Raw genomic sequence first — 26534 nt, forward strand, 5'->3', positions numbered from 1 at the left:
TGAGCGTAAGCGCCCAGGAGCACCATGGGTTAGGTGGGCCAACGGGGCGACGCCGTGGCCATGTTTCAGGGAAAGAGCTATCGCCCGATTCTCGGATCCACTGGCCGTAGATGATCCGCGATCCGCCGGGACAAGCGTCTTGATCTCATAGGGCCCAACGCGAGCTTAGCAGGCGCGTGACTCCCTCGTGACGCGCGAGGTGTGTTCTACGTCAGTTTTCTTTTATCGAAAGACAGTCCTGAATGCTGCCTTGCAGTGCCAGCTACTGATCCAGGCGGGCGAGGCGGCGGCGAAGCCGATCTCGCTCTCGACGGATGTTGTCAGCTTCACGCTCCTTTTGCCGGTGGGCCCGGATCGACTCCGGATGCGCTGTCCCCCATGCGTCAGGACGCAGCGCGGCATAGTCGCGACTGCCTGCGAGAAGCTGGTCGAGTACGTCTTCCAAGTACGCCGCCACATCCAGGTCGTTTCGTATCGCGCTGCTGACGACCGTCATCAATGTCGCCGTACGATAACCCGATGCAAGACTGCCAAGAAAAAGCCAGTTCTTGCGACCCAGTGCTACTTGCTTCATCAGCTGCTCGCATGAGTTGTTGTCGATCGGGATTTCCCCGTCTTCAAGGTGAGCCGTCAGTCCTTGCCATTGATTCAAGATGTAACTTCGCGCATCGCTGATCTTGTCACTACTCAGCACGTCCATCATCTTCATCTGGAGGTACTCGCGCATCTGGCCCCAAAGGGGAGCCGATTGCTTTTGGCGAAGTGTCAAGCGTTCTGCTGGCGACAACTCTCGAGCTTCGTCTTCGACATCATAAATCAATCGAAACAATCCAAGTAAATGCTTTGCATGCTCCGCGTGATTGTCTAGCGCAGCTTCCACCTTCCGACGCGCATGGGCCGCGCAAGCGGCATGAACGATCAATCCGTTTGATCGTATGTAAATCCCCGTGTTCGCTCCGTAGCAGTCTCCCAATAGAGTTCCCGTATACTCGCTATCGACTAAAAATTGGTCCGGCCCATCACGGTGACGACTGACCGTAAAGTCAAACACGTTGATTGGAATATGAACGCCTCGGTAGGCCCACATCTTTGCCGTGATGCTTTTGAGCCCTTTCGACTTGGCTGCTGCAAAAACTTCCGCAGCACGCCGACCCTTCGGATCGTCCTCGCGTGCTTCGGGAATGTCTTGCGGCAACAGTAAGCGGATCGACGTGTCGTCACTTCCGATGCAGCTGTCGGTGCGAACCAAGTCAGCAAGCCACTGCACGAACGGCCGGAGCACGCGTTCGGCAGCTTCTTGAAGGTTTAGTAGCGTACTGCGTGAAAGGTAAAGGCCGCACTCGGCGAACATGTCCTCTTGACGATAGATCGGCAGATGGTAGCCAAGTCGATTGGCAATGACCGAGGCAGCGAATGAGGTGTCGTAGCGATCGCCTTGAATCAGCGCCGCGGGGCGTGGGGCCTGCAAAATACCGGCGCGGGGATCCTCCGGGTGAACGTACTTGGGGAAGATCTTTCGAATGATATAGGCCGCACCCCGGGTGAAGTGTGCCGATTCGACCACGTCTTCTCCGATCCGCACCAAGCCTTCTTTTTCTTCGTCGCTTAAGTCGACAATCACTTCCTTGCGCGGCAGGCTGTCGGGAAAACGCTCTTCACGCTTGCGTCGCTTGGGCGGCTTGTTGCGTTTGCCGGCTCGATCATTTTCTTCGATCGCCTGCTTGATGCCTTCACGAGCGTCGTCGATTTCTGCTTGACTGGCGAATTCGAACTTCAGCTGGTCGTCGTCTTCAAAGCGTTCGCTCTGGCGGCCAAAGATGCGACGGATCAAAGCGTCGAGTTCGTCTTGCTTTTTGGAGAGTTGCTTTCGTAAGTCCTCGTTCTTCGATTCAAGGTCCTCTTTGGCCGCAGCGAGTGACTTGGCGTCTTGGACGAGAGACTCGTTGGTGGTAGCAAGCGATTGGTTGTTTACAGCGAGTGAATCGACTTTGTTGGTGAGTGACGCATTGGTGGCAGCAAGCGATTCATTGACGGACTCAAGCGTGCTGTTTTTCGCACGCAGGGCTTCGATTTCGCGTTGAAGTTGCTTGAGCTTGTCCATGTACAGAAGACTAAAAGCTTCTCGAAATCGCGCAATAGCAAATCACCGTCTGGGCAAGAAAAAAAGCAAGTTTTCTTCGCCGAAGAAAACTTGCTCCCAAGTGTGGTCCGTCGTCACTGCTTCCGCGGCAGCTTACGCTGCCTTGAGCCGTTTACGTCTCTTGGCATTTTCGATTGAGATTCCACCAAGCAGCATCGCCAAGTCGGCTGCGTCGAGCTTGACGCTCGCCTCGCCATCTTGCCTGATTCTTTCAAAGGTGCCTTGCTCCAGACTTTTGTACCACACCGCCATTCCATCGCGGTCCCAATAGAGTGCTTTGAGTTTGTCCTGGCGTCGATTGATAAACAGGAACAAGCTTCCGTCATTTGGCGTTTTGCCTAGCTCGTTTCGCACGATGCCAGCCAGGCCCGAGAAACTCTTTCGCATGTCGGTCGGCTTGGCGTAGAGAAAAATGCCGCCAGTGGTTGGTAGCGCGATCATTGCTGCAACTCGCTTGGTTGTGGTGCCAACCGGTCGACGATGATCATCAGGCTGTTGGCATCGCAGGAAGCAAGCTCGATCTGCGTGCCACAGGGAAAGCGGACAGTGGTGCCGCCGATTTGGGGACGCGGCTGCTCGATCTGCACGGCAAGAAACGCGTCGCTCTGATCGGCGTCGCCCTGCAGCCTTTGTCGCCATCGATAAAACGATGCGGTGGAGACTCCGTGCAAATCGCAAAATTCGGAGACCGCAAGATCGGACTGTTCGTGAAGTTGGATCAGCCGCGACCAACGTTGGCGAACGGCGGGGTCTGGCAAGCGAACCATGGAAACCTCCTGGTTACGTGAGTGAAAACCCACCAGCCTACGCCACGCGCCAAGAATGGTTTCCTCGGGCGCTTACAACTGAGCTGCAGCCAATTGGGATCGCTGTCGCGAGACTTCTTTTTTTTCGCAGAAATTCCGAGGAGCTTTTTAACTCAACGGCGTTGCCGCAAAAGTCGTCCCCGGTTGGCGCCGGGGCCCTGTCATCGCCGGAATTAGATTGAGCCACTTTGGCGGTCTGGCTGACGGCCATCTTGCGCTGTCAGGCTGATACGCTTCACGCTTTGGAACCCGTAACTGCAATGGTCATCTGGGCTTGCGCAGCAGAGTGTTCCTTTGTGCACTGCCCGGTTGCCGCGCGGCAACGCCGCCATAGTGGCTGATTCAAAACCGCTGTCGACAGCTTTCCTCCATTTTTCCACTTAGCTCGCTGAGCATCGCTCTATTTTGCGAGAGAATCCAGCTTCACCTTCGCGGTGATTACGCGGAAACACGGCTCTGCCCGATGCAAGTTCCCCCCAAGAGTGCGTCCGATCACAATTGTCAGTCGGCAACCATTCTGGCATGGATGAACTGCAACTCATGGGCGATGACGACTGACTCAATACTCGACCTACATGCGAAGGAATCGCGGCTCGATGCGCCGCCATCCAAGCAACCGGGTGCGATCCGCGTGGTGCGCGGCTTGATCCGCCAATCACGCGTCTTCGGTGATGATAAGGTCTCTGACAGCCGGTTTCGCCGCAAGCCACTTCTTATAGACCGCGTCCCAAATCCCGCTCAGCAACAAGCAACGAAGCGTCATCGTTCGTTGACCACCCTCTTTGCTCCAACGCATCCCAGACAGTTTCATTCGTTCACTGACGATCTGCTTGCAGGCCGATTCCACTACGCCGCTGCCGATCGGATAACCGCGCGATTTCATTGTAGCGTAGTCCATGAAACGAGAATAACGTCGAAGGTACCGCTCGGCTTTCTCCGCCTCATCGGTTGCTGATGCCTTGTAGCAATAGAGTTCACGCATCTTTGCGATGCTGCGAAGCACACGTCCGTGGCCACCGGGCTGCAGAAGCAACCATCTCGCATGTTCAAGCCATTCAATTCGCTTTGTCTTGTCCTTGCCCAACTTCAATGCGTCGGCGATCACTGTTAGACGCTCGGCGGCATGGTAGTAGTCGACCACACGAGTGATCTTGATTCGCCGCCCATCGACAAAGAACGCCTGCAACGTGTTCCTCCAGTAAGCCGTTTCGACTTTGCCCGCGTCGCTGACGTACACAATCTCCGGGACACAATTGCCACAGCCACGAATCGTTGCCGTGAGCAGACTGGTCAGTTGATTCGAAAGAGTGGCCTGATTTGTCTCGGGAACGCGGCCCAAATACACCGTCCCGAGTTTCTTGCCATCGGCCAAGACACTCACGCACGCGACACTGGCCATCTCGAAAGAGCTCCACTGTGCAAGGCCCAGGGCGACGCCGTCACGGCTGACCGACAAAACCGGCGTTTTTTCCAGCCCGCGAGCCTGGCCAATCATTCTCATCAGTTCTTCAACTTGAGCTTCCTCGCGGTGCGGTTCCATGCCGTCGGCGAGCGTGCCGACGAGTTTGCGAAGTTTCTCCGTACCGATCTTCGTTCCCATTTGATCGGTGATCATTGCCAGCGTCCTTTCCTGAGAACTCCCGCAGGCCGCGAATTGTTTACCGGCCCGGTCAGCCGCCGCCGGAGTGAACCCGTCTTCGATGCCCAGTGAGATTTCTATCGGGAAGATCACCCGACCGGCTCGTCCGCGTCGATACCGCGCCCGCAGCAGCGAGACCTTGCCAAACCGTGTCACGATGTCCGACCGAAGCGCCTTGTCGGGCAACCGTCGATGAGACTGCTCGCGAAACGAAACCGTGCCGGGCATCTCGTCGATCGCAGGTTCGAGTTGCGAAAAGAGCCACTCGATCAAGCGTCGCCCGACCTCAAGAAGTTGCTGATGAAGCTGATTTTCGACATTATGCGTTTGCTCGGGCGTTGATTGGTCAGCGGCAAACGATGCGACCAGCGAGATGGCATTTTCTCGAAACTCGTCGACGATTTTGTCCAGGGCGACGGAAATTTCAGTTTCTGCGATTGCCGAAACAAGGCTTCCAGCGTTAACTTTGACGTCCATGAGGCTTCCTTTCCTGCGGTGTTAGCTTGGTAACCAACATTTTGCAGGAGGAAGCCTCTTTTTATAAATACCAATCTGGAGGAATCAGGGGCGCACTACGCGGATCGCACCCAAGCAACCTGGACGGAAGCCGACCGGCTGCGAACCGCCTTTGCCTACTGGCTTTGGTTCTCCTCGGCTTGTGCAGGATTGTCAACTTCGGGCTCCGTTCCCCCATTTGCGATCTCTTTTAATTCCAATCTGCTTTTCTTCTTCAGCAACCTTGCTTTTCGGGCTGACTGCTTCAGCGACTGGGCTTCGCGGATGGATTCTCGAAGTTCCGTAATAGATACTTTCGGCGACTCAGTTTGGGCTTCGCCCCGCACATGAAGAAAGAAGAAAATCGATCCAAATCCCATGGCCACGATAGCGGCCCAATGCGACGCCTGGACCAGCCTAAAGAAAGAGGCCAGAAGGTTTCCACCAGACTTAAAATGAGAAGGCTTCGGGTCGGAGGAAAACAGAAATTTCCCCCACTGTCTTAATCTCTCCTTGCGCCGCATTTCCGTACTCAAAAGACCAGAGGTCTTTGTCCATCGAACAATGATCAACCGTTTCCAATTCTTCTTGACGTAATCTTTATCCCGATCTTCCCATTTTTGGCATACGTCCGCCAAATCGCTAAGCTTAACCTCATCAATGTTTCGCTGGACATGGCGGAACCATTCATGACTTTCGCCTAGACCAAGAGCTTGATGCAGGACCGTTGCATTGATTGAAGCTGCAACGTACAGGTGATACGCGGCAATCGCCTTGGATCTCACTACCTGTGAGATCGGGAAAACGAAGAACACCAGCACGATTGCAGCCGCAAACATGACACCCGCCTCAGTTGGAGACACGGAGTCGCTTGCACCGAATGAAGCAAGCAGGCCCGCTGCTACGAATAGAACAAGCGTCAAGGTGATCAATTGCCGTGCGTCATCCATAAAAATGGAACGCGCATTGGTTATCTGGTCCAACGAATTTGCAAGGTATCCCTCAAACAACGGCGATTCAGAAGCCTTGGCGTCCCTTAGTTTGTCACCAGATTCGAAACTCATACGTTCCGCCCATTCTGCTTCGTCAGACTTTATTCCCAAAAGAACGGAGTTTTGGGTCTCCCAAACACAACAGTTGAATTGATCTCGAACGTATTCGCTTAGTTCTTTATCTTCGCCGAAATCTGGTGATGATTCCTGAATGTTGCTACTCATGCTGCCCAACTGCTCCCTACCAAATTGCAATTAATCGAATGTGGGTCTTTAACGCTCTTACCGCGAACATAATACTGGATCGAGATCGTCGGGTGGTAGGACCTATTCCAACATGGCTGGAACCGGCGACGGCAGGGCTTGGGAGTATGCAATCGAAGCCGTAAATGAGCAATCCATTGATCGCCGATTGCCTGTGGATGACTCGCCCCTAACGAAAACAAGCTTGACGGCCCGAAACGGCCCACTTGTTTGTGCTCCGCTTCTTTCTGGGGAAAGAAGCTCCGGAAAACGAAAGAATCCCTACTCGGCCCTCATGGCCTCCCTACGGGATTCTTGATGCCAAGAGTCGAAAACGGGTTTTTGGTTCTCGCTCGTCGCTCGAACTTCGGCTCACCTCCGAAGCTATTGATTTGTTCCATGGAGCCTGAAATCGGACGAGCGCGGCTCGTCCGTTTCATTACCCATCCCACAACGCACCGAGAATCTTTCCATAGAAATACTGACTGGACTTCTAAGCTGAACTGGGTTGCCACAAAATTTGTCCCCGGTTGGCACCGGGGGCGGATAGGTGGCTGCTTCTTATCGTCATATCTGGTCACCGTGATTACTGCTGCCTGCATCTTGCCGGTCGCTTATCAGCGCGAAGAAGGGCGTCCCCAATACTGAATACGGAGGACGTACTTTCCCCGGTCTTCTTTTACGATTCGGTTGATAACTTCGAGAACGATATCGAATTCTCCGGACACCCAGTCGCCTCTTTCTTCCAACTTGAATGGAACGGTTGCTTTCCTCTTCTTCTTTCACTTCTCCAATACGGTCTCCCCCTGACTTTACGCCCTTCTGTCTGATTTCCTGCACGTGATTTTGGCTCACTCGAGAGCAGGTAAAGGATTTGCCACTTCGTGTTCCTCCTTGACCGGCTCTCTTTTCCGCTCGCTTTTTCACGCTCCGTAAACAAGACAAGGGCTTTCAAAGTAGGAAGCCCGCTTAACACTGGAGAAATGAAAATGACAAACGAAAAGAAAGCACCCGTCCACACCGTCCGAGTTGGAAATGTCGAAGCGGCGATCTGGGTGAACGACTCAAAGAACGGATCGTTCTACTCAACCACCTTCAGCAGGAAGTACCGAACAGACGACGGGGTCAAGAACTCAGACTCCTACTCTGGAGACGCCCTTCTTCGCCTCGCCAAAGCCGCTGACCTGGCCCATACCTGGACAGCCGAAAACCCACTTGTCCAAAAACAAGAAGCTGCCTAACAGCCACCTATCCGCCCCCGGTGCCAACCGGGGGCTTTCCTATTTTTTCCGCGTAGCTCGCTGAGCAACGCTCTATTCAACGCGAGAAGCGAGCTTCACGCTCGCGGTGACTACGCGGAAATTCGATCACACCCGACGAAATTTCCGCCTCGCGCCCAAATGTTGCATAGCCAGCGTGTCTTCGACCTGTGGATAACTCGCGCCTTCCATGACGCCATCCGGCGTCATGGTGCGTACCGGACAGGGGAGTGCGTGCTCGCGGCACGGGTTCTATGCGAACCCTTACCACCGCTCCCTCGCACTCTTCTGCCGGTACTTGCGAAAACAAGCTTAACGGCCTGATACGGCCTACTTGTTTGTGCTCCGCTTCTTTCTGGGGAAAGAAGCTCCGGAAAACGAAAGAATCCCTACTCGGCCCTCATGGCCTCCCTACGGGATTCTTGATGCCAAAAGCCGTAAGCGGCTTTTGGTTCTCGCTCGTCGCTCGAACTTCGGCTCACCGCCGAAGCTATTAAGGTGTTCCATGGAAAATGAAATCAGCCGAACAAGTTCGTCCATTCCATTTCCACTCCACAACACACCAAATGCACCTGAGGCGTATCCCCGAAAACGTTCTCGTACCGGAAAATACTGGGTTTCCGACGTATACCGGTCTGTATACGGCGTGAGTCCAGTCCCGCTAAGTGCCTTGCCTGGAACTGTTTACAACGATTACGAAGTATACCCCGAAAAGTCCTTGGGTATACGTTCGACACTCCGGAACATGAAAGCGAACCCGGCCCAATTTCTCACACACAGGCTCGCTTTCCAATGCAATCCCGTCGAAGAACCGAATGCGGTAACTCGCAAATCGAGGACACGAAACCGACCAATGAACTCGACTCTCTCACGAAAGAAGAGAGAGCCCAGCTTTCTGATGAATCTATCCAGAAAGCACACCTAGAAGCGTACATGGAACAGATGCGGCGGCGGAACTGCCCAGGTTGCGGCGAAACCGAAACCTTCTAGGAGAACCAAGAATGCTTTCAGCTACGACGATCTACAACGCCAACTATTGGCTGGACCTTGCAAAGACCCAGTACTACACACAAGGCGGCGAGCCACCAGGGTACTACCTTGGTCGCGGTGCAGATGCCCTCGGATACGAAGGGAACGTCGGTAAGGACGAACTCCGAAATCTAATGAAAGGTTTCGGCAAGAACGGCGAGAAGCTTGTCCAGAACGCCGGTAAGACGCGACACCAAGGATACGACTTCTGCTTTTCCGCGCCGAAAAGCGTCTCCGTTTTCTATGCTGCAAGTGATCGCGGAATCCAAAACGTCATTCGCGATTGTCAGAAAGAAGCGGTGAACGCAGCCATTGCCTACGTTGAGGATGCTGCTCTCTTCACTCGAAGAGGAAAGGGTGGACAGGAAATCGAGCGAGCGACTGCGATTGGTGCCGCCTTTGAACACATCACTTCGAGAGCCGGAGACCCGCAGCTCCACACCCATGTCTTACTCGCGAATGCCTGTGTCCGAGAAGACGGAACGACAGGGACCTTCTATGGTCGCGTCAAGAAGGACCAGAATGGAAAGGTGGTACTCGCCGAAAACCCACTCTTTGACCACATCAAGGCGGCTGGCGCGATCTACCGCCTTGAACTGGCGACCAAACTTCAAGAGTCGCTTCGTGTAGAAGTGGTTCGAGACCGCTTTTCCTTTGAACTGAACGCTGTACCGGAATCAGTTATTGAAACCTACTCAAAGCGGAGCCAAGAAATCGACGATTTCATGCAAGAGCACAAGCTTGCTGGTTCCCACAGTTCTCAACTTGCAAACCTGCAAACCAGGACGAAGAAGCAGGAAGTAAACCGGCAAGAATTAGATTCGACTTGGAAACAGGAACTGAACGAATGCGGGCTCAACCCGCTGTGGGCCAAGCTGCAAACAGAACAATACCTTCCGTTTGAGCGAACCAAACCATTACACGCATCAGAAGCAATCCAGGAAGCCTCAACAGCTCTCACCCAAGAGCATGGAGCATTTAGGGAATCCCAGCTCGTTGAGCGCTTGGCGAATGAGTCGATAGGTACGTTGAGAACCTACCAAGAACTCAAGTCCTCGGTCGACACAGCGATTCTCGGTACCGAAATTGAAGGCATTGACGATCCGAGTGAACTGGTCTCACTTGGAATCGAAAAATTCGAACGATTGCTTACCGACAAAACCCACTTTGAGTTGGAGCACCGGATGTGCGGCTTGCTCGAAGAGCACGCCAAAGACCGTTCCCACAAAATTGGTCCCGATCTACGGGAGCAAGCGATTAGGAACACGGAAGACAGGACCGGAGTCAGGTACAACAGGGATTACCTGAGTGCTCTTCTCTACCTCACAATAGGTAACGTACCGGGCCGTGATGTCGGGGCAACTCGGGTACTCATCGGAGACGCTGGAAGCGGGAAGACCACGCTTCTTGCAACCGCCAGAGATGCTTTTGAAAGAGCAGGCTACCGAGTGGTGGGTGCTGCTATTGCGGGGAAGGCTGCTGACGAACTAACCAGCAAAGCAGGAATCCAGAGCACCACCGTCTCGAAGTGGTTTCATGAACTTGCAAAGTCGGACGGAAAGCGAGCGTTGGATGCAGTGCAGCATCTTGGAAGGATGGCTGCTAGAACCGTCAATGGAAAAGACTGGTGGCACTTGGACAACCCGTGTTTTCTTGACGAGAACACAGTCCTTGTAATCGATGAAGCAGGGATGACTGACACTCCCCAGCTTTCCAAGCTTTACGAAAAAGCCGTTGAAGCCGGTTCCCTTGTTATCTGGTCGGGTGATGACAAACAGTGCCAAGCGATTGGGCACGGGGGATTCTTCTCGCTGGCTGCACAAGCGACGGACGCAGCACGTCTGACGGGAAACTATCGGCAGGTCAGCGAGGAGGATAAAGAGCTCGTAAAACTTGCCGCAGCCGGTGACGCGAGGGGCGTCATTGAGAACCTCCATGAACGCGACCGTCTAAGACTCTCAAAAGAGAAGGAAGACTCCCGAACGAAGCTCGTAGAAGAGTGGAAAATGAAAGGGATCCGAAGCCCTAAGGAGCACCAGATTCTTGTTTCGACGAACGAAGACAGGCTCGCCGTTAACGAAGCATGCCAAAAAGAACGCCAAAACATCGTGAAGCGAAAAATCGGTGTCGGCTTTAGGAACCACGAAAACCAAACCATTTTTCGAGGTGACCGGGTGGTCATCCGAGAGAACCTGATCCTTAGCGGGCAGTTTCAATCGGGGTTCAACTACCTCTTTGAAAAAGCAAAGCATTTCGTCACCCAGGAGCGTGAAGCCGTCCAGCGAGTTCGAAACGGGCAGACCGGAACCGTTGTCGCAGTGAACCCCTTCACCAAGGAATACTCCCTCAAGATGGATGACGGCCGCTTCATCACGCTCCCAAGCGAAATACGAGACCAAAACCGAAAGAACATCTTCGGAGACTACCACACGGACATCTTCGGAAGAGACCGAACGAGGAAGGTCAAGGTGTCGCTAGGTTACGCTCTCACGACTCACCTTTCGCAGGGTTCGGAGTACAAGCACAGCTACGTCCTGACGGGCGGTAGGATGCAAGATCGAGAACTTTCCTACGTCCAGCTTTCTCGCGGCACCCATTCGACAAAGGTCTATGCCACGGAAAGAGAGGCTGGAATGGAGATTTGCCTTCGAGAAAAACGCAAGGAGGCGATTCGCCAACACGATACGCCGAAAATCGAAGAGCTTGAAAAGCTGATTGTAGCAGCCAGCGAACATCGCGAGACCAAAGTGGAAAACTCGCTTCTGGCAAAACGCCTCGCTGCCTCCCACAAGAAGGAATTCGCTTCGTCAAAATGTCCCGAGAACCAGCCGCCGTTGGACGACAAAGAGGAGCTACGAATCAAAGAGGAACAACGTAGGGCCGTGTTGCGAGAAGGGCTTCGCATATGAAGAAAAAATTCGTGAAGAACGAGGCAATTTCCTTTAAAATCGAGCCCGACCTCAAAGCTGCGTTCCTGGAACGCGTCCCCGATGGTGGCAAACGGAGCGACAAATTGCGACAATTTGTTACCGGAATCGTCAATGGAACCTCACCTGAAATCAACAGCCAATCGCAACAAATGGATGGCAGTGAATTCAACGACCGACTTGACCGCATTGAGCGAGCGATACAAGGCCTCGCGACTGCACTTGAGAACATAGCGGAGAATCAAGAAAAGCTTGGCGAAGAGCAAGAGAGTTTCGCTCGCCAACTAGCCAGCCAACAGGAACACTTTCAGTACCACATTTTTGCCTTTTTCAATGTAATCCTTCAGAATCACCATGTGCTCTTTCCAGACAAAAGCACGTCCCCAAGCGTCAACGACATCGGTCAGATCCTTTTCGCCGCCTTCGAGCAAGCACAAAAAGACATTGAGAAGTGAACGTATGAGACAAGAAAAGCCTAAGCACCCCGCATTTACGAAGCTAATCTGGCCAAACGATAGGGACCGAAAGAACTATTTCCCGCTTGATGGAGAAAACGGACTTCGCATGTCTTGGTATCTCCATCCAGAGGGAGTTTCCTACGCAGATTACGTGTCCGACACCCGCCCGCACTTTCTTATTATGGGCACAAACGGCAGTGGAAAAACCACAGCACTTAAGTTGCTCGCAAAGTCTGTCCTCCTTCCGCGGGATTCGGAAGAACACATCGGTTCCGTTATTCCTGATCACACTCCTGTGCAACCGTTTTTTCCACTTCGCTTCAGGGCGGTAATCACTGACCCCAAAAAAGAAGAGGACTCTATTATTCCACCGCTGACCGGATGGGGGATACCAGAGGATGCAATCATCATCACCAACCCAATGGACGCCCGTTGTGCAGCATGGGATTTGTCCGCTGACCTAAACAACCGGACCACAAGAGACCAGTTCGTACAGGACATCATTACGCTCGACCCAATCAGTCTCGACGGCACGGATGCTTCGCGCGAGCATGGCCCCTGGAGGAAGATAGCAAAGGCTTGTTTAACACCGGTCATGGAGGGACTTGCACAAAGGTCAAAGGGTGGCTGGGACTTGCGAGACCTTATTGAGTGTGTTTCTAGCATTCACGCCCTCAGGCAGGTGCTCGAACTGACTCATTCCGGTCGGAGGGCAATCGCAACTTATATCGAGAACCCGTCTTCTGATATCAAAGGCAGCGTAAGCGTTCTATCTTCCCATGTTGACGGGAGCGGTAGCGTGGTGGGTTTCTTTCCACTTTTGGAGAAACCCATGGCACGATTGCCCGACCCACAGCTCGCCCGGCAATGGCGAGAGCGACTCGATCGATATGAGCACTCTGGATTGACTGTCGCAAAATTCTGCGAAGTCGAAGGATACTCGGCGGCCTCCTTCTATCAGTGGCGGCGAAAACTCCGCGACGAAAAGTCTCCCGGTGACCCGGCATTCATCCCCGTGCAGTTCGATGCCAGCGAGCTTTCATGCGCAGCCCGGCGAGGCTTCGAAATCGACTTGCCCGGTGGGGCGACCGTCAAAGTGCCGCCGGATGCGACCACCGTCGAGAGACGCGAGCTGATCGCCGATATCGTCCAAGCGACTGCGGTCGAGGTAACGCTGTGATCGCAATCTCACCAACGACACGCATTTTCGTCTGCACCGACGCGACCGACATGCGAAAAGGATTCTGCGGTTTGTCGGGACTCGTCAAAGCACACTTCCAGATCGACCTGTTCTCTGGTCACTTGTTTGTTTTCTTCAATCGCAGGCGTGACTACGTCAAGGTCTTGGCCTGGGACAAAGACGGTCTTTCTATCTGGTCGAAGCGACTCGAGCGTGGAACCTTTGAGAAGCTGACGCGAAGTTCCGACGGTGACTTGGAGATCGATTCGGCGGAACTAATCATGATGCTTCGCGGTGTGCAGATCGAAGGAACACAGCGAAGGAAACGCTACTCGATTGACTCAGCCAAAGTGGCGTAGCGGCAAGCGAAAAGAACTCCAGAAAATTGCAAACGCAAGGCAGTCATCTGCCTTGCGTTTTTTATTGATCGCGCTAAAACAACCGAATGACTGCACCGGAAAATCAAGACGAATTGCAGAGCCTAAAACGATTCAATGATGAGTTGGTCGAAACGGTTCAGTCACAACAGAAGACGATCGCACAACTTCGCGAAGAATTGAACCTGTACCGTCGCAAACTGTTTGGTCAATCCTCCGAGCGGCATGCCGAAGACGATTCGCAGTTGCATCTGTTCGATCTCGGCGAGTCGGTCAATGAAGGCGATGATGACGAGCAGGATCCGCCGAAGTCTCGCAAGAAGCGACGCCGTAAGAAGAAGTCCGAAAAACTACCGGCTCACTTGAGACGCAAAATCATCGAGGCGGACGTCTCGTCCAAAGAGCGAATGTGTTCTTGCTGTGGCGAAGAGATGCCCATCATTGGCACGGACATCAGCGAGCGGCTCGATCTGATTCCGGCGGAACTCTTCGTTTGGGAAATCCGTCGTCATAAGCGTGCCTGTGGCAAGTGCAGAGAGTCGATCACGCAGGTTCCCGCCGGCAGCGAGCCCGGTGGACCGACCACGCCGGTTGCCGGCAGTGATTATGGCTTCGGCGTTTACACACAAATCATCACCAACAAGTTTGCCGACCATTTGCCACTGTATCGAGGTGAAGATATCTTCGCCCGCGCAGGCGTGATGATCCCGAGAAACACGCAGTTTGGGATGCTTGTGAACATCGCGGCACTCGTCGCACCGCTGATCGCCTTGATGAAATCGCGAATCGTTTCGGGCCGCGTACTGGGCGTCGATGACACGTCGGTGCGGCTGCAAGATCCTGCCTTGCCCGGCAAGATGCGAACGGCTCGCTTCTGGCTGTACCGTGGCCGCGAAGACCATCCGTACAACGTGTTCGACTTTACCGAGAGTCGTGGGCGCGACGGTCCGGCGGGATTCTTGAGGGATTTTCACGGCCACGCGGTGGTCGACGCTTATGGAGTTCACGAGGGAGTCTACCTGGGGAAACACGATCAGATCTTTGCTGCGTGTTGTAACTGCCACGCGCGGAGGAAATTCGTCGAAGCAAAGCCGAACGATCCGGTGGCCGCTGCGCGTGCGCTTGCGATGTACCGAGGACTTTATGACGTCGAGGATCGCGCGAAGCGGTGCAGTGCCGAAGAGCGTCTTGAACTTCGTCAGCGTGAATCGGCTCCGTTGATGAACCAACTCCATGACTGGTTGATCGAGAAGAGCAGCGATCCGCGAGTGTTGCCCAAGAGTTCGCTTGGCAAGGCCGTCAGGTACTCGCTGAATCAGTGGGACGAGTTAACGGTGTTTCTAGGCGATGGAGCGATTCCGTTTGACAACAACGAAACGGAGAACGAGCTTCGGAGCCTGACGATCGGTCGTCAGAACTGGTTGTTCGTCGGCTCCAATCGCGGTGGCGAAGTAGCCGCTGCGATGTACAGCTTGGTATCATCGGCGGCGCGGCATCATCTCGATGCTTGGGCTTACGTGGACGATTGCCTTCGCAAGCTTGCCGGTGGCTCGACGGACTACGAAGCGTTGCTTCCGGATGTTTGGCGAGGCCGCCATCCCGAGAGCATTCGAGTGTATCGTGATGCCGAGCAGGCGTCGCGACGATTGACAACTCAGCAACGCCGCGTGCGTCGGCGCGAAGCCAAGGTGGCGTGATGTCGGACTTGACCGAGCGAATCCAATTGACGCGTGAACATCGCGACTTGATTCTGAAGTACGGCTACGTGTCAGGCCGTTTGGAGGCGTCGCTTCGTCGCTGGCCGAAGGATCAACTGATTCGCCGAGTTGGGATGACTCGGGTGGAACTGCACCTGCTGATCGGCGACCTGAGCCACTCGTGCGTCAAGGGCAAAGCGGGTTCCGATGTTGAAGCGGTCGCTGACCTGTGCGACCACCTGGAGTACGCCCAACGCACCGGGGATGGCGATCTCGACATTCTATGGTGACATCAGATCGGCTCCCTGCCATTTGAACCGCCCAAGTGGAAGATGTGTCGGCGTGCAAAGCTATCGCCAGCTTCGTGAATCGACTGGCCGTAGTTGATCAGCGATGGCAAAGCGGCAGCGTCTTGATCTCCCGTGGCACATGGCAGATCGAAGAACGCCTGGCCGACATGACTTGCGAGGTGTGATCAAGCGGCTCTTTTTCTTTCAGCAAAAGATCGAATCCGTTGACCGCACTTCGCGCGATTGCTTGGGAGTCGAGCGGAAACAGAACTCAGAGACATCCCAACGAGATCAAAACGCAGTATCCGCGGCAGCGCCGATGACCTGCGTGCTGGAGACGTTTGAAGCTGCCGCGGTAGCATCGGTTAGGCCACAAACACAAAGCGTGATTTTGGACTGCAGTGGCGATCAAGGTCTCCGGCGTTTTTGCGTTGGTCACGAATCCCGAAATGTTGATACGCCGACACCGCCACCGCGGTCAATTCGCCACAATGGCCCGATGGATCTTCGGATTGGTGAAAAGCAGTCGCCGGCCGCCCGAGCCACGAAGCGACACCTGGGCAGATAGAACGCTTACGGCCACGGAAAAAGGGCGAAGTTCCTCGGCGCTCTGGTCATCTCCCGTCGGCTCCGCCACTCGCTACGGGTGAACGTTTCGCGGCCGAACCCATTTGCTCCATGTGCCAGCGGGTGGCATCGGCCGGGCATCGCATATTCCATATGCCACCATTCCTTGCGGTTCGATCCCTTCCAGACGCGCAAACTCGATAGAAAGACGCAAGATCCACCAACGATCGGCACCGGTGGAACTAGGTGGGAACATCTAGCGTGTGTGGCAAATTGCAAATTCTCGGTCGACTATGAGATCGAGACCGAACCAATGTCATGACGCGGCCTCTGCGCTCGTCTTCGACTTGCTCCAAACAGACCAGGAGCGGCCCGCGACCTCTACGCCGCCCCCGTACAGGTCATTTTTCACTGCACTGGCGTTCGGCAGGGCAGTTGTCCCGGCGTGGTAACTCGCTTCGGTCTCTTTCACCGCCTGCAGGAAGCCCGACCGCTTGCAGCGGTCGGTCGATGCAACCGAAGTGGTTCCGTTCGCAATCGAACTGCTAGCGGTCGCGGCACCTCAGCGACTTACGTGTGAACGGTTCGTGACAAGCTGACGGCCGGTTTCAGCCAACAATATCTCAACGCCTTGCGGCCAAATCCTGAACGCCGGCTGATGCGATTCGCCTATGCGCATCGCCCTCAGGCGAAATCTGAAAAAATAAGCGGCAGGATCCGGGCTGGCGCAAACTATAGCAATATGGATGTTGAATCTGATCAATCTGAGGATAAATCGATGGGTTTAGTGATACGCCGACTCGGATTTCCTTGCGTCCTGCTCACCGTGACGGTCATCGCTTCCGTGGGGAGAACCAGGGGTGATGAGAACGGTGGGTCGAAGGAATCGATCGATAGCGAATCTGCCGAACAGGATCTCGCACGCCCACCGCTACCGATCAGCGATTTTCTTGGGCAGCATTGCTTGGACTGTCACAGTGACGATGAGCCGGAGGCTGGCTTGAGCCTGATCGGGCTTCCGTTCGACCTCCGTGAGCCCAAAGCCTTTGAAAGTTGGCGGCGCGTCTACCAGCGCGTCCGGGATGGAGAGATGCCGCCCGATTCGGACTTAAAAGCAAACGAGACCGACGATTTTTTAAACGGTCTCAATCGGCGACTGATGGAATCGGACTCGCGCGACATTGCAGATCGAGGCAGGGTCCGCGGCCGACGTTTGACGCGGACGGAGTACGAACACACGGTTCACTCGCTACTCGGGATTGATCTTCCGCTGCGAGATCAGCTGCCCGAGGACACAGCGATGCACGGCTTTGAAACCGTCGCCGACGGCCAACAGTTATCGCACCACCTATTGGCGCGATACCTGGACGTTGCCGACCGCGCATTGGCGGAAGCATTTGATCGTGCTCTCAAAGGGGACTATACGGACGTTGGGGACTTCTCACCCAGACTCTTGTCTCAGGGTATTGGGAGACGTAACTACCGAGGCCCCGAGTCTCGAGATGGCGAGAGTATTTCGTGGCCAATCTTCAGGCCCTTCTTCGGACGTATGCGCTCGATCCGAGTGCCGCATGACGGCTGGTATCGAATCACACTTCGCGATGTGCGCGCAATCAACCCGGCGAAAGGTGGAACTGTCTGGGGAACCTTGCGATCGGGGGTTGGTGCCTCCGCCCAACCGATTCTCTACAAGGTTGGTATCGTGGAAGCGACCGAGACTCCGCGAGACCTGCACTACGAAGCATGGATTCGCAAAGGACATCTTTTGGAGCTGACGCCGAACGATCTAACCCTCCGCAAGGCGCCCACCCAGAGCGGGCGCCCCGACACGGCCGCCTACCGCAAAAGAAATGAAGAGCAAGGTTTTTCAGGAATCGCGCACCGCGGTATCCTCATGGAGCGCATCTATCCAAATGCCGATCGTGAACAAGTCACGCAGAACCTGTTCGGTGATGCCAAGCAGGAACACTGGGAGTCCGATCCGACGGTTGTGCTCAAACGGTTGGTGACTCGCTTTGCATCGAAGGCGTTTCGGCGCCCCGTCACTTCGGATGAAGTAGCCGACTATCAGCAGATCGGTCTCGACTTACTCTCCGAAAACGAATCGTTCATCGAAGCCCTGCGTGCTTCCTACAGCGCCGTTCTCTGTTCGCCACGGACGCTGACGTTCGTCGAGTCACCGGGACCACTGGACGACTATGCCATCGCGTCGCGACTCAGCTATGCGTTGTGGACGGATATGCCGGACGAGACCCTGATGCGATTAGCCGGCGAAGGAAAGCTCCGGAACACCGAAATTCTTGCGTCGCAAATCGATCGCATGCTTGATGATCCACGCTCGAAACAGTTCATCAACAGCTTTACCGATCAGTGGTTAAATCTGAACCAAATTGACTTCACAACGCCTGACAGTAGGCAGTTTCGCACGTTCGATCCTGTGGTTCAGGAGTCAATGCTCCAGGAAACTCGCACCTTCGTCAGCAAGCTCATCGAAGAAGACTTGGGTGTCGCCCACTTCGTCGATTCAGACTTTGCCTGTCTGAACGAGCGGCTGTTACGGCATTACAGGGTCGCCGATGACGTCGAGGGTTGGAAACCCGGTCGCGGAATCCAGACCGTTTCGCTTTCGCCTGCCAGTCGACGTGGCGGCTTGATCACCCAGGGCGCTATCCTGAAAGTGACCGCCGACGGGACCACGACGTCTCCGGTGGTGCGGGGCGTGTTTGTCAATGAGCGGATTCTTGGCGTTCGGGTTCCACCGCCACCGCCCGGAGTCCCTGCGGTCGAACCGGACGTGCGTGGTGCGACCTCCATCCGCGACCAATTAGCAAAACATCGCGCTGATGAATCGTGTAATGCTTGCCACCGGACCATTGACCCGCCAGGATTCGCCTTGGAGAGTTTCGATCCGGTCGGAGTGTGGCGCGATCGCTACGGAATCGGCGGTAGGGGGGCAGCGGTCGATCCATCGGGAACGACTGCCGACGGAGGCACGTTCGATGGACTTCTGTCATGGCAGCAGCTCTATGTGAACCAACCAGAGCTAATTGCCCGCGGGTTTGCCGAGCAATTCCTGACCTACGCCACGGGCGCGCCGATTCGCTACAGCGATGAACCAGCCGTCGATCGTATCGTTTCCGATTCCAAAGCATCCCAATACGGGATACGGACGTTGATACGCGCCGCGCTGACCAGCGACCCGTTCCTTAAGAAGTGATCCACATACTTCATCCAGCCAACGAGAACGAACGATGCCGAAAGACTCATTGAACTTCCGAAACCTGCCGCGACCGAGTGTCTTGTCTCGCCGTACGTTGATACGAGGCGCGGGTGTTTCACTGTGCTTGCCGATGCTAGACGCCATGAAACCGGCGTTTGCATCGGATTCCGATGGGACGCACGCCAAGCGATTTGTTGGCGTCAGCCTCGCGCTTGGCTTGCACAACCCCAACCTGGTGCCGGAAACCGACGGCAAGAACTACAAGCCGTCTAAATATCTGGAAGGCTTGGATGATTTGCGAAACGACTTCACCGTCGTCTCAGGCACTTCGCACCCGGGCGTTTCCGGAGGACACTCTGCCGAGGGCAGCATCTTTTCGGCCTGCCCCAACGCGCGTGGATCGGCATCGCGAAACACGATTTCCCTGGACCAGTTGATGGCCAAGCAGCTCGGTGACGAGACACGATTCCCGTCATTGGTCCTCAACACCAGATCTCAAACCAGCCCATCGTATACGCAGAACGGCTCGATGATTCCGGCTGAGAATAACGCGATGCGTTTATTCACGACGTTGTTTGTGGATGACACGCCAGCTGAGCGTGAGCGACAAGCTGAGCTCATTCGGCGCGGTCGCAGCATCATGGATGTGGTCGGAGAAGAGGCGAAGCGACTGCAACGAAAGGTGGGAACTGGCGATCGCGACAAGCTGGATGACTGGTTCACCAGCGTTCGCGAACTTGAGCAGCGAATGGTTGCCAACGAGGCCTGGACGCACCGCCCAAAGCCTCAAGTTGACATGGAGAAGCCGGAGTCCATCCCCCGGGACACTGTAGGCGTTGCAGGCATTTTCCTGGACATCATACGCATGGCAATGATGACTGATTCGACGCGATTCGTCACATTGCACGTCCCCGGGGATTACCACGGCCTTAGCCATCATGGAATGGATGCTGGTACCATTCAGCGACTCGCGTCGGTTGAGCAAGGGATGATCGAACAATGGGCCCGATTCCTGCGAACGCTGAAGTCCAACGGTTTGCTTGATGAGACAATGGTTCTAATGACATCGAATCTCGGAAACGCGTCGAGTCACGACACCAAGAACATGCCGGTTCTGTTTGCCGGAGGCGGATTCCGACACGGGCAACACTTGGCGTTCGACCAGCAGAACAATTATCCGCTGCCAAATCTCTTCGTGAACGCACTGCAACGGCTGGGAATCGAGCACGACTCGTTCGCCACCAGCACCGGAACAATGACGGGCCTTGAATAACAGGATTTGAGCAAGCACATTTTTCTGTAGCGGAAGTCGTCAAGACTTTCGGCAACAACCAACGCCGAAACTCTGACGAGTTCCGCTACGCGACAATATCCAAGGACAAGATCACATGAACAATAGTCTTCTCTTTCTAGCCATGACAATCAGTTGCGTGACAGCGGGCAGCTACGCAAAGGCAGACGATTACGTAAAGGGAACGTCACTCCGGGCAACCATGCTCAATAGAGGTGAGGTCATCTTCGAAAAAAACTTCGATGACCAGAAAGAAGTCGATGCCGTGATGGATCTAAGAAAACACACCAAGGGCACGGTGAAAGATGGGGTCATGGTGACCATTCCCCCGTCGGTCCATGGAGAGGCACCTAAAGGCGCTCGATACGGAAAAGAAGAGTTTGTCCGATCCCATTTCAAACTCGGCGGGCAGGACTACATTTTTTCTTTTCGAGTGAAGTTCTTAGAACTGGATAGAGAGGTACGAGAGAAAATCTGTTTTATCGACCTTGGGCATCGCTGGATCCGCTTAGAAATGACACCTGAAGGCTCCCAACTCGTATTTCAAAACTACATATTGGACAAACGAGGAGGTAGACAAGTGATGGTCGAAGACAAAGCACTAAAGCTCAAATATGGAGAGTGGTACGAGGGCACCATCGAGATCTCAGGAAACGAAACTCTGTTCAATATCAATGGTGTGGCATTCCATATAAAGGATGACCTGGTTGCAAAGAAAAGAGAAACCGTCCTTGCCCAAAGATTCTGTCTCGACCTCAGAGGTGTGGGTTATCACCTGGATTACGCGGCAGCCTGGAAGCCAAATGGCTATCAGAGAACCTGGGAAGAAAAGCGAGCTGAATCGAATTGATCATGCTTAGTCATCGATGAAGACTGGCTACTCAAGGGATTTCATTCCTAGGCACGCTAGATCTTGCAGAAGGCCGGATCGTATATCGCTCGGATGACGTTAGCGATTTTAGTATCGCCCAGCCCGAGGAAGCTAACCGGGGGCCGGGATGGCGCTCACCGGAAATACTTAGTGGTCCGCCTGACCGGCGACGTCTCGTGGAACCGAGAAAGCCGGCGCCGGCGCTTGAGAGAGAACACTGACGAGCATCCGTTGCGATAATGACCCGTCATGCCGTCGAGCTCGATCAATAGTGGGCAAGTGGGCAAAATCAACAGCCGGAAAAGAAGACGATCAGCTATGCATTCAAACATGACGCGCCGCCAACTGCTGCAAAAGCTTACCTTTGCAGCGTCTGTGGGCATGGCATCAAACTTGATGAGCGGAAGGCCCGGCATGGCGGCCGATGAAACGAATGAAGCGGGCGCGTACGCGGAAGGCCTGCTGCCGTCCGGTGTGCGCTCGCGATTTGTCAACGGCGTCAACGGCCTGCGCATGCATGTGCTTGAAGCCGGTTACGAAGGGCGCAACCGACCCGGCGTCCTGCTGCTCCACGGCTTTCCGGAGCTGGCCTACAGTTGGCGCAACGTGATGGTGCCGTTAGCAGAGGCGGGATTTCACGTTTTCGCCCCGGATCAGCGCGGCTACGGTCGCACAACCGGTTGGGATGACGACTATGACGGTGATCTTGCCTCATTTCGGCGCCTGAACATTGTTCGGGATGCTCTCGGATTGGTTTTCGCACTTGGACATCAGTCGGTTGCGACAGTGGTGGGGCACGACTTCGGCTCGCCGATTGCTGCTTGGTGCGCCGTGATCCGTCCAGATGTATTCCAGTCGGTCGCACTCATGAGTGCTCCGTTTAGCGGGACTCCATCTCTACCATCTGGCACGGCTAATGATCCAACACAACCAGTGGCATCATCCGGTCCGAGCCTTTTCGACCAACTGGCGGCGCTACGGCGTCCTCGCAAGCATTACCAGCGATACTACACAACGCGCGGTGCAGACAAAAACATGCGCAATGCTCCGCAAGGTATCCATGCGTTCCTGCGCGCCTACTACCACTACAAGAGTGCGGACTGGGCGGGCAACCGGCCCTTCCGACTTGAAGCGCGGACAGCCACTGAGATGGCCAAGATGCCTACCTATTACATCATGGACCTGGCAGACGGTATGGCGGAAACTGTGGCCAAGCACATGCCTTCAGCGAAGGAGATTGCGGCGAACAGTTGGCTGCCAGACGCGGAGCTACGGGTCTACAGCGAGGAGTTTGCGCGCACCGGTTTCCAAGGCGGTCTGAACTGGTATCGGTCTGGCAGTATCGGCGCCGCTGAGCAGCAGCTCTTCGCCGGTCGCACGATCGACCAGCCGTCGATCTTCATCTCGGGTGCCAGCGACTGGGGCAGCTATCAAAGTCCCGGCGCTCTAGAGAGAATGCAGGACACTGCCTGTACCGACATGCGCGGTGCATACATGGTTGAGGGTGCTGGGCATTGGGTGCAGCAGGAGCAGCCCGAGCAAACCGGTCGTTTGTTGATCGACTTCCTCGGCGCGTTGTAGCTTGGTTTCACTCCCACGAACGACGAAACTTCCAGCTCCCGACCACCACCAGCAATGGTTGCCGAGCTGCGGCACTTCGCTCCTTGATCCGGCCTACGAATAGATATTCTCGAACTGCTACAAAGAGGCGGCAGGATCTAGGCTGGCGCGAACTATAGCAGTAGGGATGGACTGATAAAAGCGTCTCCCATTGATCATCTATCCAAATCCAAACCTATGAACTTGCAAGAACATACGAGACCACTCTTCCAGGCATTCGTCGTAACAGTGGCGTTTCTTTCATTGGGTGTTGCTGCCGAAGCCGATGACAAACGCCCGAATATCCTGGTCATTCTGACTGATGATCAACGCTACGACGCGATGGGATTCGTGGGCCATCCATTTCTCAAGACTCCTCATATCGATCGGATCGCCAGGGAGGGAGCTCATCTGAAGAACGCCTTCGTCACCACTTCGCTTTGCTCGCCCAGCCGGGCGTCAATTCTGACCGGACTCTATGCTCACAATCACCGGGTAGTCGACAACTACAATCCGATTCCGAAGGGGCTGCGGTACTTTCCCGAGTATCTGCAGGAAGCCGGTTACGAGACGGCCTTCATCGGAAAGTGGCACATGGGCGGAATGATTGATCACGTTCAGCCGGGCTTCGATCATTGGATCAGCTTCAAAGGACAGGGCGTGTATTTTGGAGATCTCAATGAAGGCAAGGTGAAAGGACGGTATGTCCCCCAGGTCAATCGGGACGGATTCAATGTCAACGGAAAACGTGTTCCCCAGAAAGGGTATGTCACCGATATCCTTGACCGGTTTAGCCGCGAGTGGCTCGAGGATCGAAAGGGGGATAAGCCATGGATGCTTTACCTGTCCCACAAAGCGGTTCATGCCGACTTTCTCCCTGCCAACCGCCATGCCTTCTCCTACCAGGATGCTCCTTTCGAGCGTCCCAAGAGTTGGTTTGAAAGTCCTGAAGAGTTCACCGATGTTCCACGATGGGTGCAGCATCAACGGAACAGCCGACACGGCGTCGAATTCGCCTACTACACCAACCTGAACATCGAAACCTATTACAAACGTTACTGTGAGACGATCCGGGCGATTGACGAGAGCACCGGTCGAATCATGAGCCTGCTTGAGTCCAGGGGCGAATTGGACAATACCCTTATCATCTATCTGGGAGATAACGGCTTTCTGTTCGGTGAACATGGATTGATTGACAAACGCTGCGCGTACGAGGCATCAATCCGGATTCCCATGGTGATGAGATGCCCGAAACAGTTTGATGGCGGCCAGACCATTGACGACGTGGTGGCCAATATTGACGTGGCGCCGACGCTTCTGGACGCCGCGGGGATCGACAAACCGGAGCACATGGATGGTGAGTCATTCCTTCCGCTGTTGCAGGGCAAAGATGTCGATTGGAGAGACTACCTGTTGTACGAGTATTACTGGGAGCGGAATTATCCTCAGACACCGACGATGCATGCCCTCTGCGGAAAACGATACAAGTACATTCGGTATCACGGAGTCTGGGATATTGATGAGCTGTTCGACCTGGAGAAGGACCCCGGGGAAAAACGCAACCTGATCAATGATCCGGCGCATCAGGAGTTGATCGCGGAATTGAACACGAAGCTGTTTGAAGCATTGCGGGAGACGAACGGAACTGAAATGCCTATTCTGCAGGACCGGGGAACCAAGTTTCTCCACCGCAAAGACGCGGGAAGCCGGGGCACTGATTTTCCAAATTGGTTCTACCGGCAGCCTGAGGCTTCATGGCAACCAAGTCAGTAGCCGGCATTGAGCTTCGCGGGACGTGCGTGCAAGGCGATTGCACGCCTCTTGCCCAATAACGGGAGAAGACGTCAATCGTGATCTGCCTTCAACGCGAACAGCCGCAAATACCCGATGCCGCTGCTAACGATGGCCGCCAAGCAAATGAGTGTCATGAGGGTACCGGGAATGAAGTTGACGAATCCTCCGAGGTCCATGAACAGGAAGTAGCCAACATCCGCTAGTCCAGCGACCAAGGCGGCGAGCAGCATTGCGGGTTTCGATCGGCGCCATACGAAAATGGCACAGATCGTCGTTACGGCACCGATCCACAGCAGGTTGAATCCATGTTGGTTGATGACAGCACCAGCCGCATCCGGGTATGCCAGTTTCAATGTTTCTGGATCGACTGCATCGGCGATTCCGCCAATCGCCTCAGGTGTATCCTGGGTGATTGTCATCACCCCTGCTAGTACATGGACGAGACCCCAGATCACCCACAGCACAGCTGCCAATCGAAGCAGCCAAACGCTCGTCTTTTCAGGTTTGATGTCGACGTGCCGCTTCACGACTGAGTCTCCGGTGTAAGCGCTACTGGTTCGGCGTGAAAGTGAAGGCGGCGACTGACTGGTCGCAGTGAGTACGAACCAGCGAGCACAGCGAGAAACACCAAGGGAACGATGACTTCCGGGATCGCATGACGGGCAAACCCATGCGAAGCTGATGCCCCTAGCAGATCAAAGGTGAAACCCGCGTAGGCCCATTCCTTCAGCAGCGGTGTCTTTGGAATCAACAGTGCAATGACGCCGAGCACCTTTGCGATTCCCAGAATCGACATCAGGTACACGGGATAACCCAGACCCGACATCGATTCTTGCTGCCCCTCGAAGCGGATCAGGTTCAAAACACCTGCCGCGCCCATCGCCAGGCAAAAGAGCCCCGTTAAGAGCCAGTAGCCGATTAGCTTTCCGTTCATGAATGCGTCTCCCGCTTGCAAAAGTGGACCGATCAGTCAACTGACATTTAGACGAGAGGTTAGCAATCTTGACCGTTTGGTCAAGTCGGGCTAGGATTTCTCGAAACTAGATGGCCAGTGATCGACGAAACGCTCCATTCATGAACCGACTCTCACGCGACATTTTTGTCGAACGCACTCGAGAATTGTTGACTCGGCAAGGGTGCACTGACGTTAGCCTGTCTACCGTGCTCAATGCTTGTGACGCCAACAAAGGCTCCCTTTATCACTTCTTCCCCAAGGGGAAGGATGAGCTGGTCGTTGCGGCGATCCAAAGGCAAGCCGGTTTTGCAATCAGCATGAATCAGGATTTTCTCACTCGGTCGGACTCCACCGCCGAGGCTGTTTTCCATTGCCTTGAATCACTTGCAAAGAAGATGGCGGCTTCAGACTTCAACCTGTGCCTGCCGTTTTCCGCCGTTGGAGCAATCTCAGGGGACGCCAGTGAAGAGCTGCGTTCCGCATGCGCCGATACGCTGGCCAAGTTGGAGTCACTTTTCGCAGAATCGCTCAAGCGGGAGGGGCTTTCGGCGAAGTTAGCGAAGGAGATCGCTTCTCTGATTGTTTCCACCGTGGAGGGGGCCTTGCTGCAAGCGAGAACTCGCAAGATAGCCACGCCCCTCAAAGTAGCCGCTACAGCACTGCGAAGTGCGATCGAGTTCCATACATCCGCATCTTAGGCAACTT

General features: G+C 54.7%; 20 protein-coding genes and 1 pseudogene. 14 read left to right on the forward strand and 7 right to left on the reverse strand.

Features of this window, described 5'->3' with window-relative positions:
* Positions 1-262 precede the first annotated feature (262 nt).
* The 5 genes from tnpC (Enr13x_RS17420) to Enr13x_RS17440 all read right to left on the reverse strand — a co-directional run bounded on the left by tnpC (Enr13x_RS17420) (position 263) and on the right by Enr13x_RS17440 (position 6297).
* Entirely contained in the window at positions 263-2101 is a 1839-nt protein-coding gene (gene tnpC, locus Enr13x_RS17420) for an IS66 family transposase (RefSeq protein ID WP_145384494.1), read from the reverse strand.
* Positions 2102-2233: 132 nt separating this feature from the next.
* Positions 2234-2581 (reverse strand): IS66 family insertion sequence element accessory protein TnpB, encoded by a 348-nt coding sequence (gene tnpB, locus Enr13x_RS38020; RefSeq protein ID WP_145389223.1) that lies wholly within the window; start codon positions 2579-2581, stop codon positions 2234-2236.
* Positions 2578-2907 (reverse strand): IS66 family insertion sequence element accessory protein TnpA, encoded by a 330-nt coding sequence (tnpA, locus tag Enr13x_RS17430; RefSeq protein WP_145384496.1) that lies wholly within the window; start codon positions 2905-2907, stop codon positions 2578-2580. The genes tnpB (Enr13x_RS38020) and tnpA (Enr13x_RS17430) overlap by 4 nt, the downstream gene beginning before the upstream one ends.
* Positions 2908-3601: 694 nt before the next feature.
* On the reverse strand, positions 3602-5062 hold the full coding sequence (locus tag Enr13x_RS17435; protein WP_145384490.1) for a hypothetical protein: 1461 nt from the start codon (positions 5060-5062) through the stop codon (positions 3602-3604).
* A gap of 155 nt (positions 5063-5217) precedes the next feature.
* A complete protein-coding gene (locus Enr13x_RS17440; RefSeq protein WP_145388150.1) occupies positions 5218-6297 on the reverse strand; it encodes a hypothetical protein in 1080 nt (359 codons plus the stop codon).
* 902 nt (positions 6298-7199) lie between these two features.
* On the opposite strand from Enr13x_RS17440, the gene Enr13x_RS17445 reads away from it, so the two are divergent.
* The 13 genes and pseudogenes from Enr13x_RS17445 (at position 7200) to Enr13x_RS17500 (ending at position 24853) form a co-directional block, all read left to right on the forward strand.
* The gene (locus Enr13x_RS17445; protein WP_145388152.1) at positions 7200-7556 is read left to right on the forward strand and encodes a hypothetical protein; all 357 of its coding nucleotides are present in this window, start codon (positions 7200-7202) and stop codon (positions 7554-7556) included.
* A gap of 1019 nt (positions 7557-8575) precedes the next feature.
* Complete coding sequence (gene mobF, locus Enr13x_RS17450; protein ID WP_145388154.1) at positions 8576-11512, forward strand: MobF family relaxase; 2937 nt, start codon at positions 8576-8578, stop codon at positions 11510-11512.
* Entirely contained in the window at positions 11509-11985 is a 477-nt protein-coding gene (locus Enr13x_RS17455) for a hypothetical protein (RefSeq protein WP_145388156.1), read from the forward strand. Before mobF ends, Enr13x_RS17455 begins: the two co-directional genes overlap by 4 nt.
* A gap of 4 nt (positions 11986-11989) precedes the next feature.
* On the forward strand, positions 11990-13168 hold the full coding sequence (tnpA, locus tag Enr13x_RS17460; protein ID WP_197456096.1) for an IS66 family insertion sequence element accessory protein TnpA: 1179 nt from the start codon (positions 11990-11992) through the stop codon (positions 13166-13168).
* A complete protein-coding gene (tnpB, locus tag Enr13x_RS38025) occupies positions 13165-13527 on the forward strand; it encodes an IS66 family insertion sequence element accessory protein TnpB (protein WP_261344188.1) in 363 nt (120 codons plus the stop codon). Before tnpA (Enr13x_RS17460) ends, tnpB (Enr13x_RS38025) begins: the two co-directional genes overlap by 4 nt.
* Before the next feature lie 86 nt (positions 13528-13613).
* Complete coding sequence (gene tnpC, locus Enr13x_RS17470) at positions 13614-15242, forward strand: IS66 family transposase (RefSeq protein ID WP_145388162.1); 1629 nt, start codon at positions 13614-13616, stop codon at positions 15240-15242.
* Positions 15242-15532 (forward strand): hypothetical protein, encoded by a 291-nt coding sequence (locus tag Enr13x_RS17475; RefSeq protein WP_145388164.1) that lies wholly within the window; start codon positions 15242-15244, stop codon positions 15530-15532. Before tnpC (Enr13x_RS17470) ends, Enr13x_RS17475 begins: the two co-directional genes overlap by 1 nt.
* Positions 15533-16877: 1345 nt before the next feature.
* Positions 16878-17486, forward strand: a pseudogene (locus tag Enr13x_RS39790) (DUF1587 domain-containing protein); the annotation flags it as partial.
* Positions 17487-17801: 315 nt separating this feature from the next.
* Positions 17802-19316 carry a DUF1592 domain-containing protein gene (locus Enr13x_RS38955; RefSeq protein ID WP_231744353.1) on the forward strand — a complete coding sequence of 505 codons (1515 nt, stop codon included), beginning with the start codon at positions 17802-17804 and terminating at the stop codon, positions 19314-19316.
* A 49-nt stretch (positions 19317-19365) separates the two neighbouring features.
* Positions 19366-20592 carry a DUF1552 domain-containing protein gene (locus Enr13x_RS17485; RefSeq protein WP_449337451.1) on the forward strand — a complete coding sequence of 409 codons (1227 nt, stop codon included), beginning with the start codon at positions 19366-19368 and terminating at the stop codon, positions 20590-20592.
* A 115-nt stretch (positions 20593-20707) separates the two neighbouring features.
* A complete protein-coding gene (locus tag Enr13x_RS17490) occupies positions 20708-21460 on the forward strand; it encodes a hypothetical protein (protein ID WP_145388169.1) in 753 nt (250 codons plus the stop codon).
* A 351-nt stretch (positions 21461-21811) separates the two neighbouring features.
* Positions 21812-23062, forward strand: a complete 1251-nt coding sequence (locus tag Enr13x_RS17495) for an alpha/beta fold hydrolase (RefSeq protein ID WP_197456099.1) — start codon at positions 21812-21814, stop codon at positions 23060-23062.
* A 216-nt stretch (positions 23063-23278) separates the two neighbouring features.
* Positions 23279-24853 carry a sulfatase family protein gene (locus tag Enr13x_RS17500; protein ID WP_145388171.1) on the forward strand — a complete coding sequence of 525 codons (1575 nt, stop codon included), beginning with the start codon at positions 23279-23281 and terminating at the stop codon, positions 24851-24853.
* A 71-nt stretch (positions 24854-24924) separates the two neighbouring features.
* On the opposite strand, the gene Enr13x_RS17505 is transcribed toward Enr13x_RS17500, so the two are convergent.
* Entirely contained in the window at positions 24925-25401 is a 477-nt protein-coding gene (locus Enr13x_RS17505) for a hypothetical protein (RefSeq protein WP_197456100.1), read from the reverse strand.
* Entirely contained in the window at positions 25398-25808 is a 411-nt protein-coding gene (locus tag Enr13x_RS17510) for a DoxX family protein (protein WP_145388172.1), read from the reverse strand. The genes Enr13x_RS17505 and Enr13x_RS17510 overlap by 4 nt, the downstream gene beginning before the upstream one ends.
* A gap of 140 nt (positions 25809-25948) precedes the next feature.
* Between Enr13x_RS17510 and Enr13x_RS17515 the strand changes: the two genes are divergently transcribed.
* Positions 25949-26527, forward strand: coding sequence for a TetR/AcrR family transcriptional regulator (locus Enr13x_RS17515; RefSeq protein WP_197456101.1), 579 nt, complete (start codon positions 25949-25951; stop codon positions 26525-26527).
* Positions 26528-26534 lie beyond the last annotated feature (7 nt).

Source organism: Stieleria neptunia, from assembly GCF_007754155.1.
Classification (GTDB): domain Bacteria; phylum Planctomycetota; class Planctomycetia; order Pirellulales; family Pirellulaceae; genus Stieleria; species Stieleria neptunia.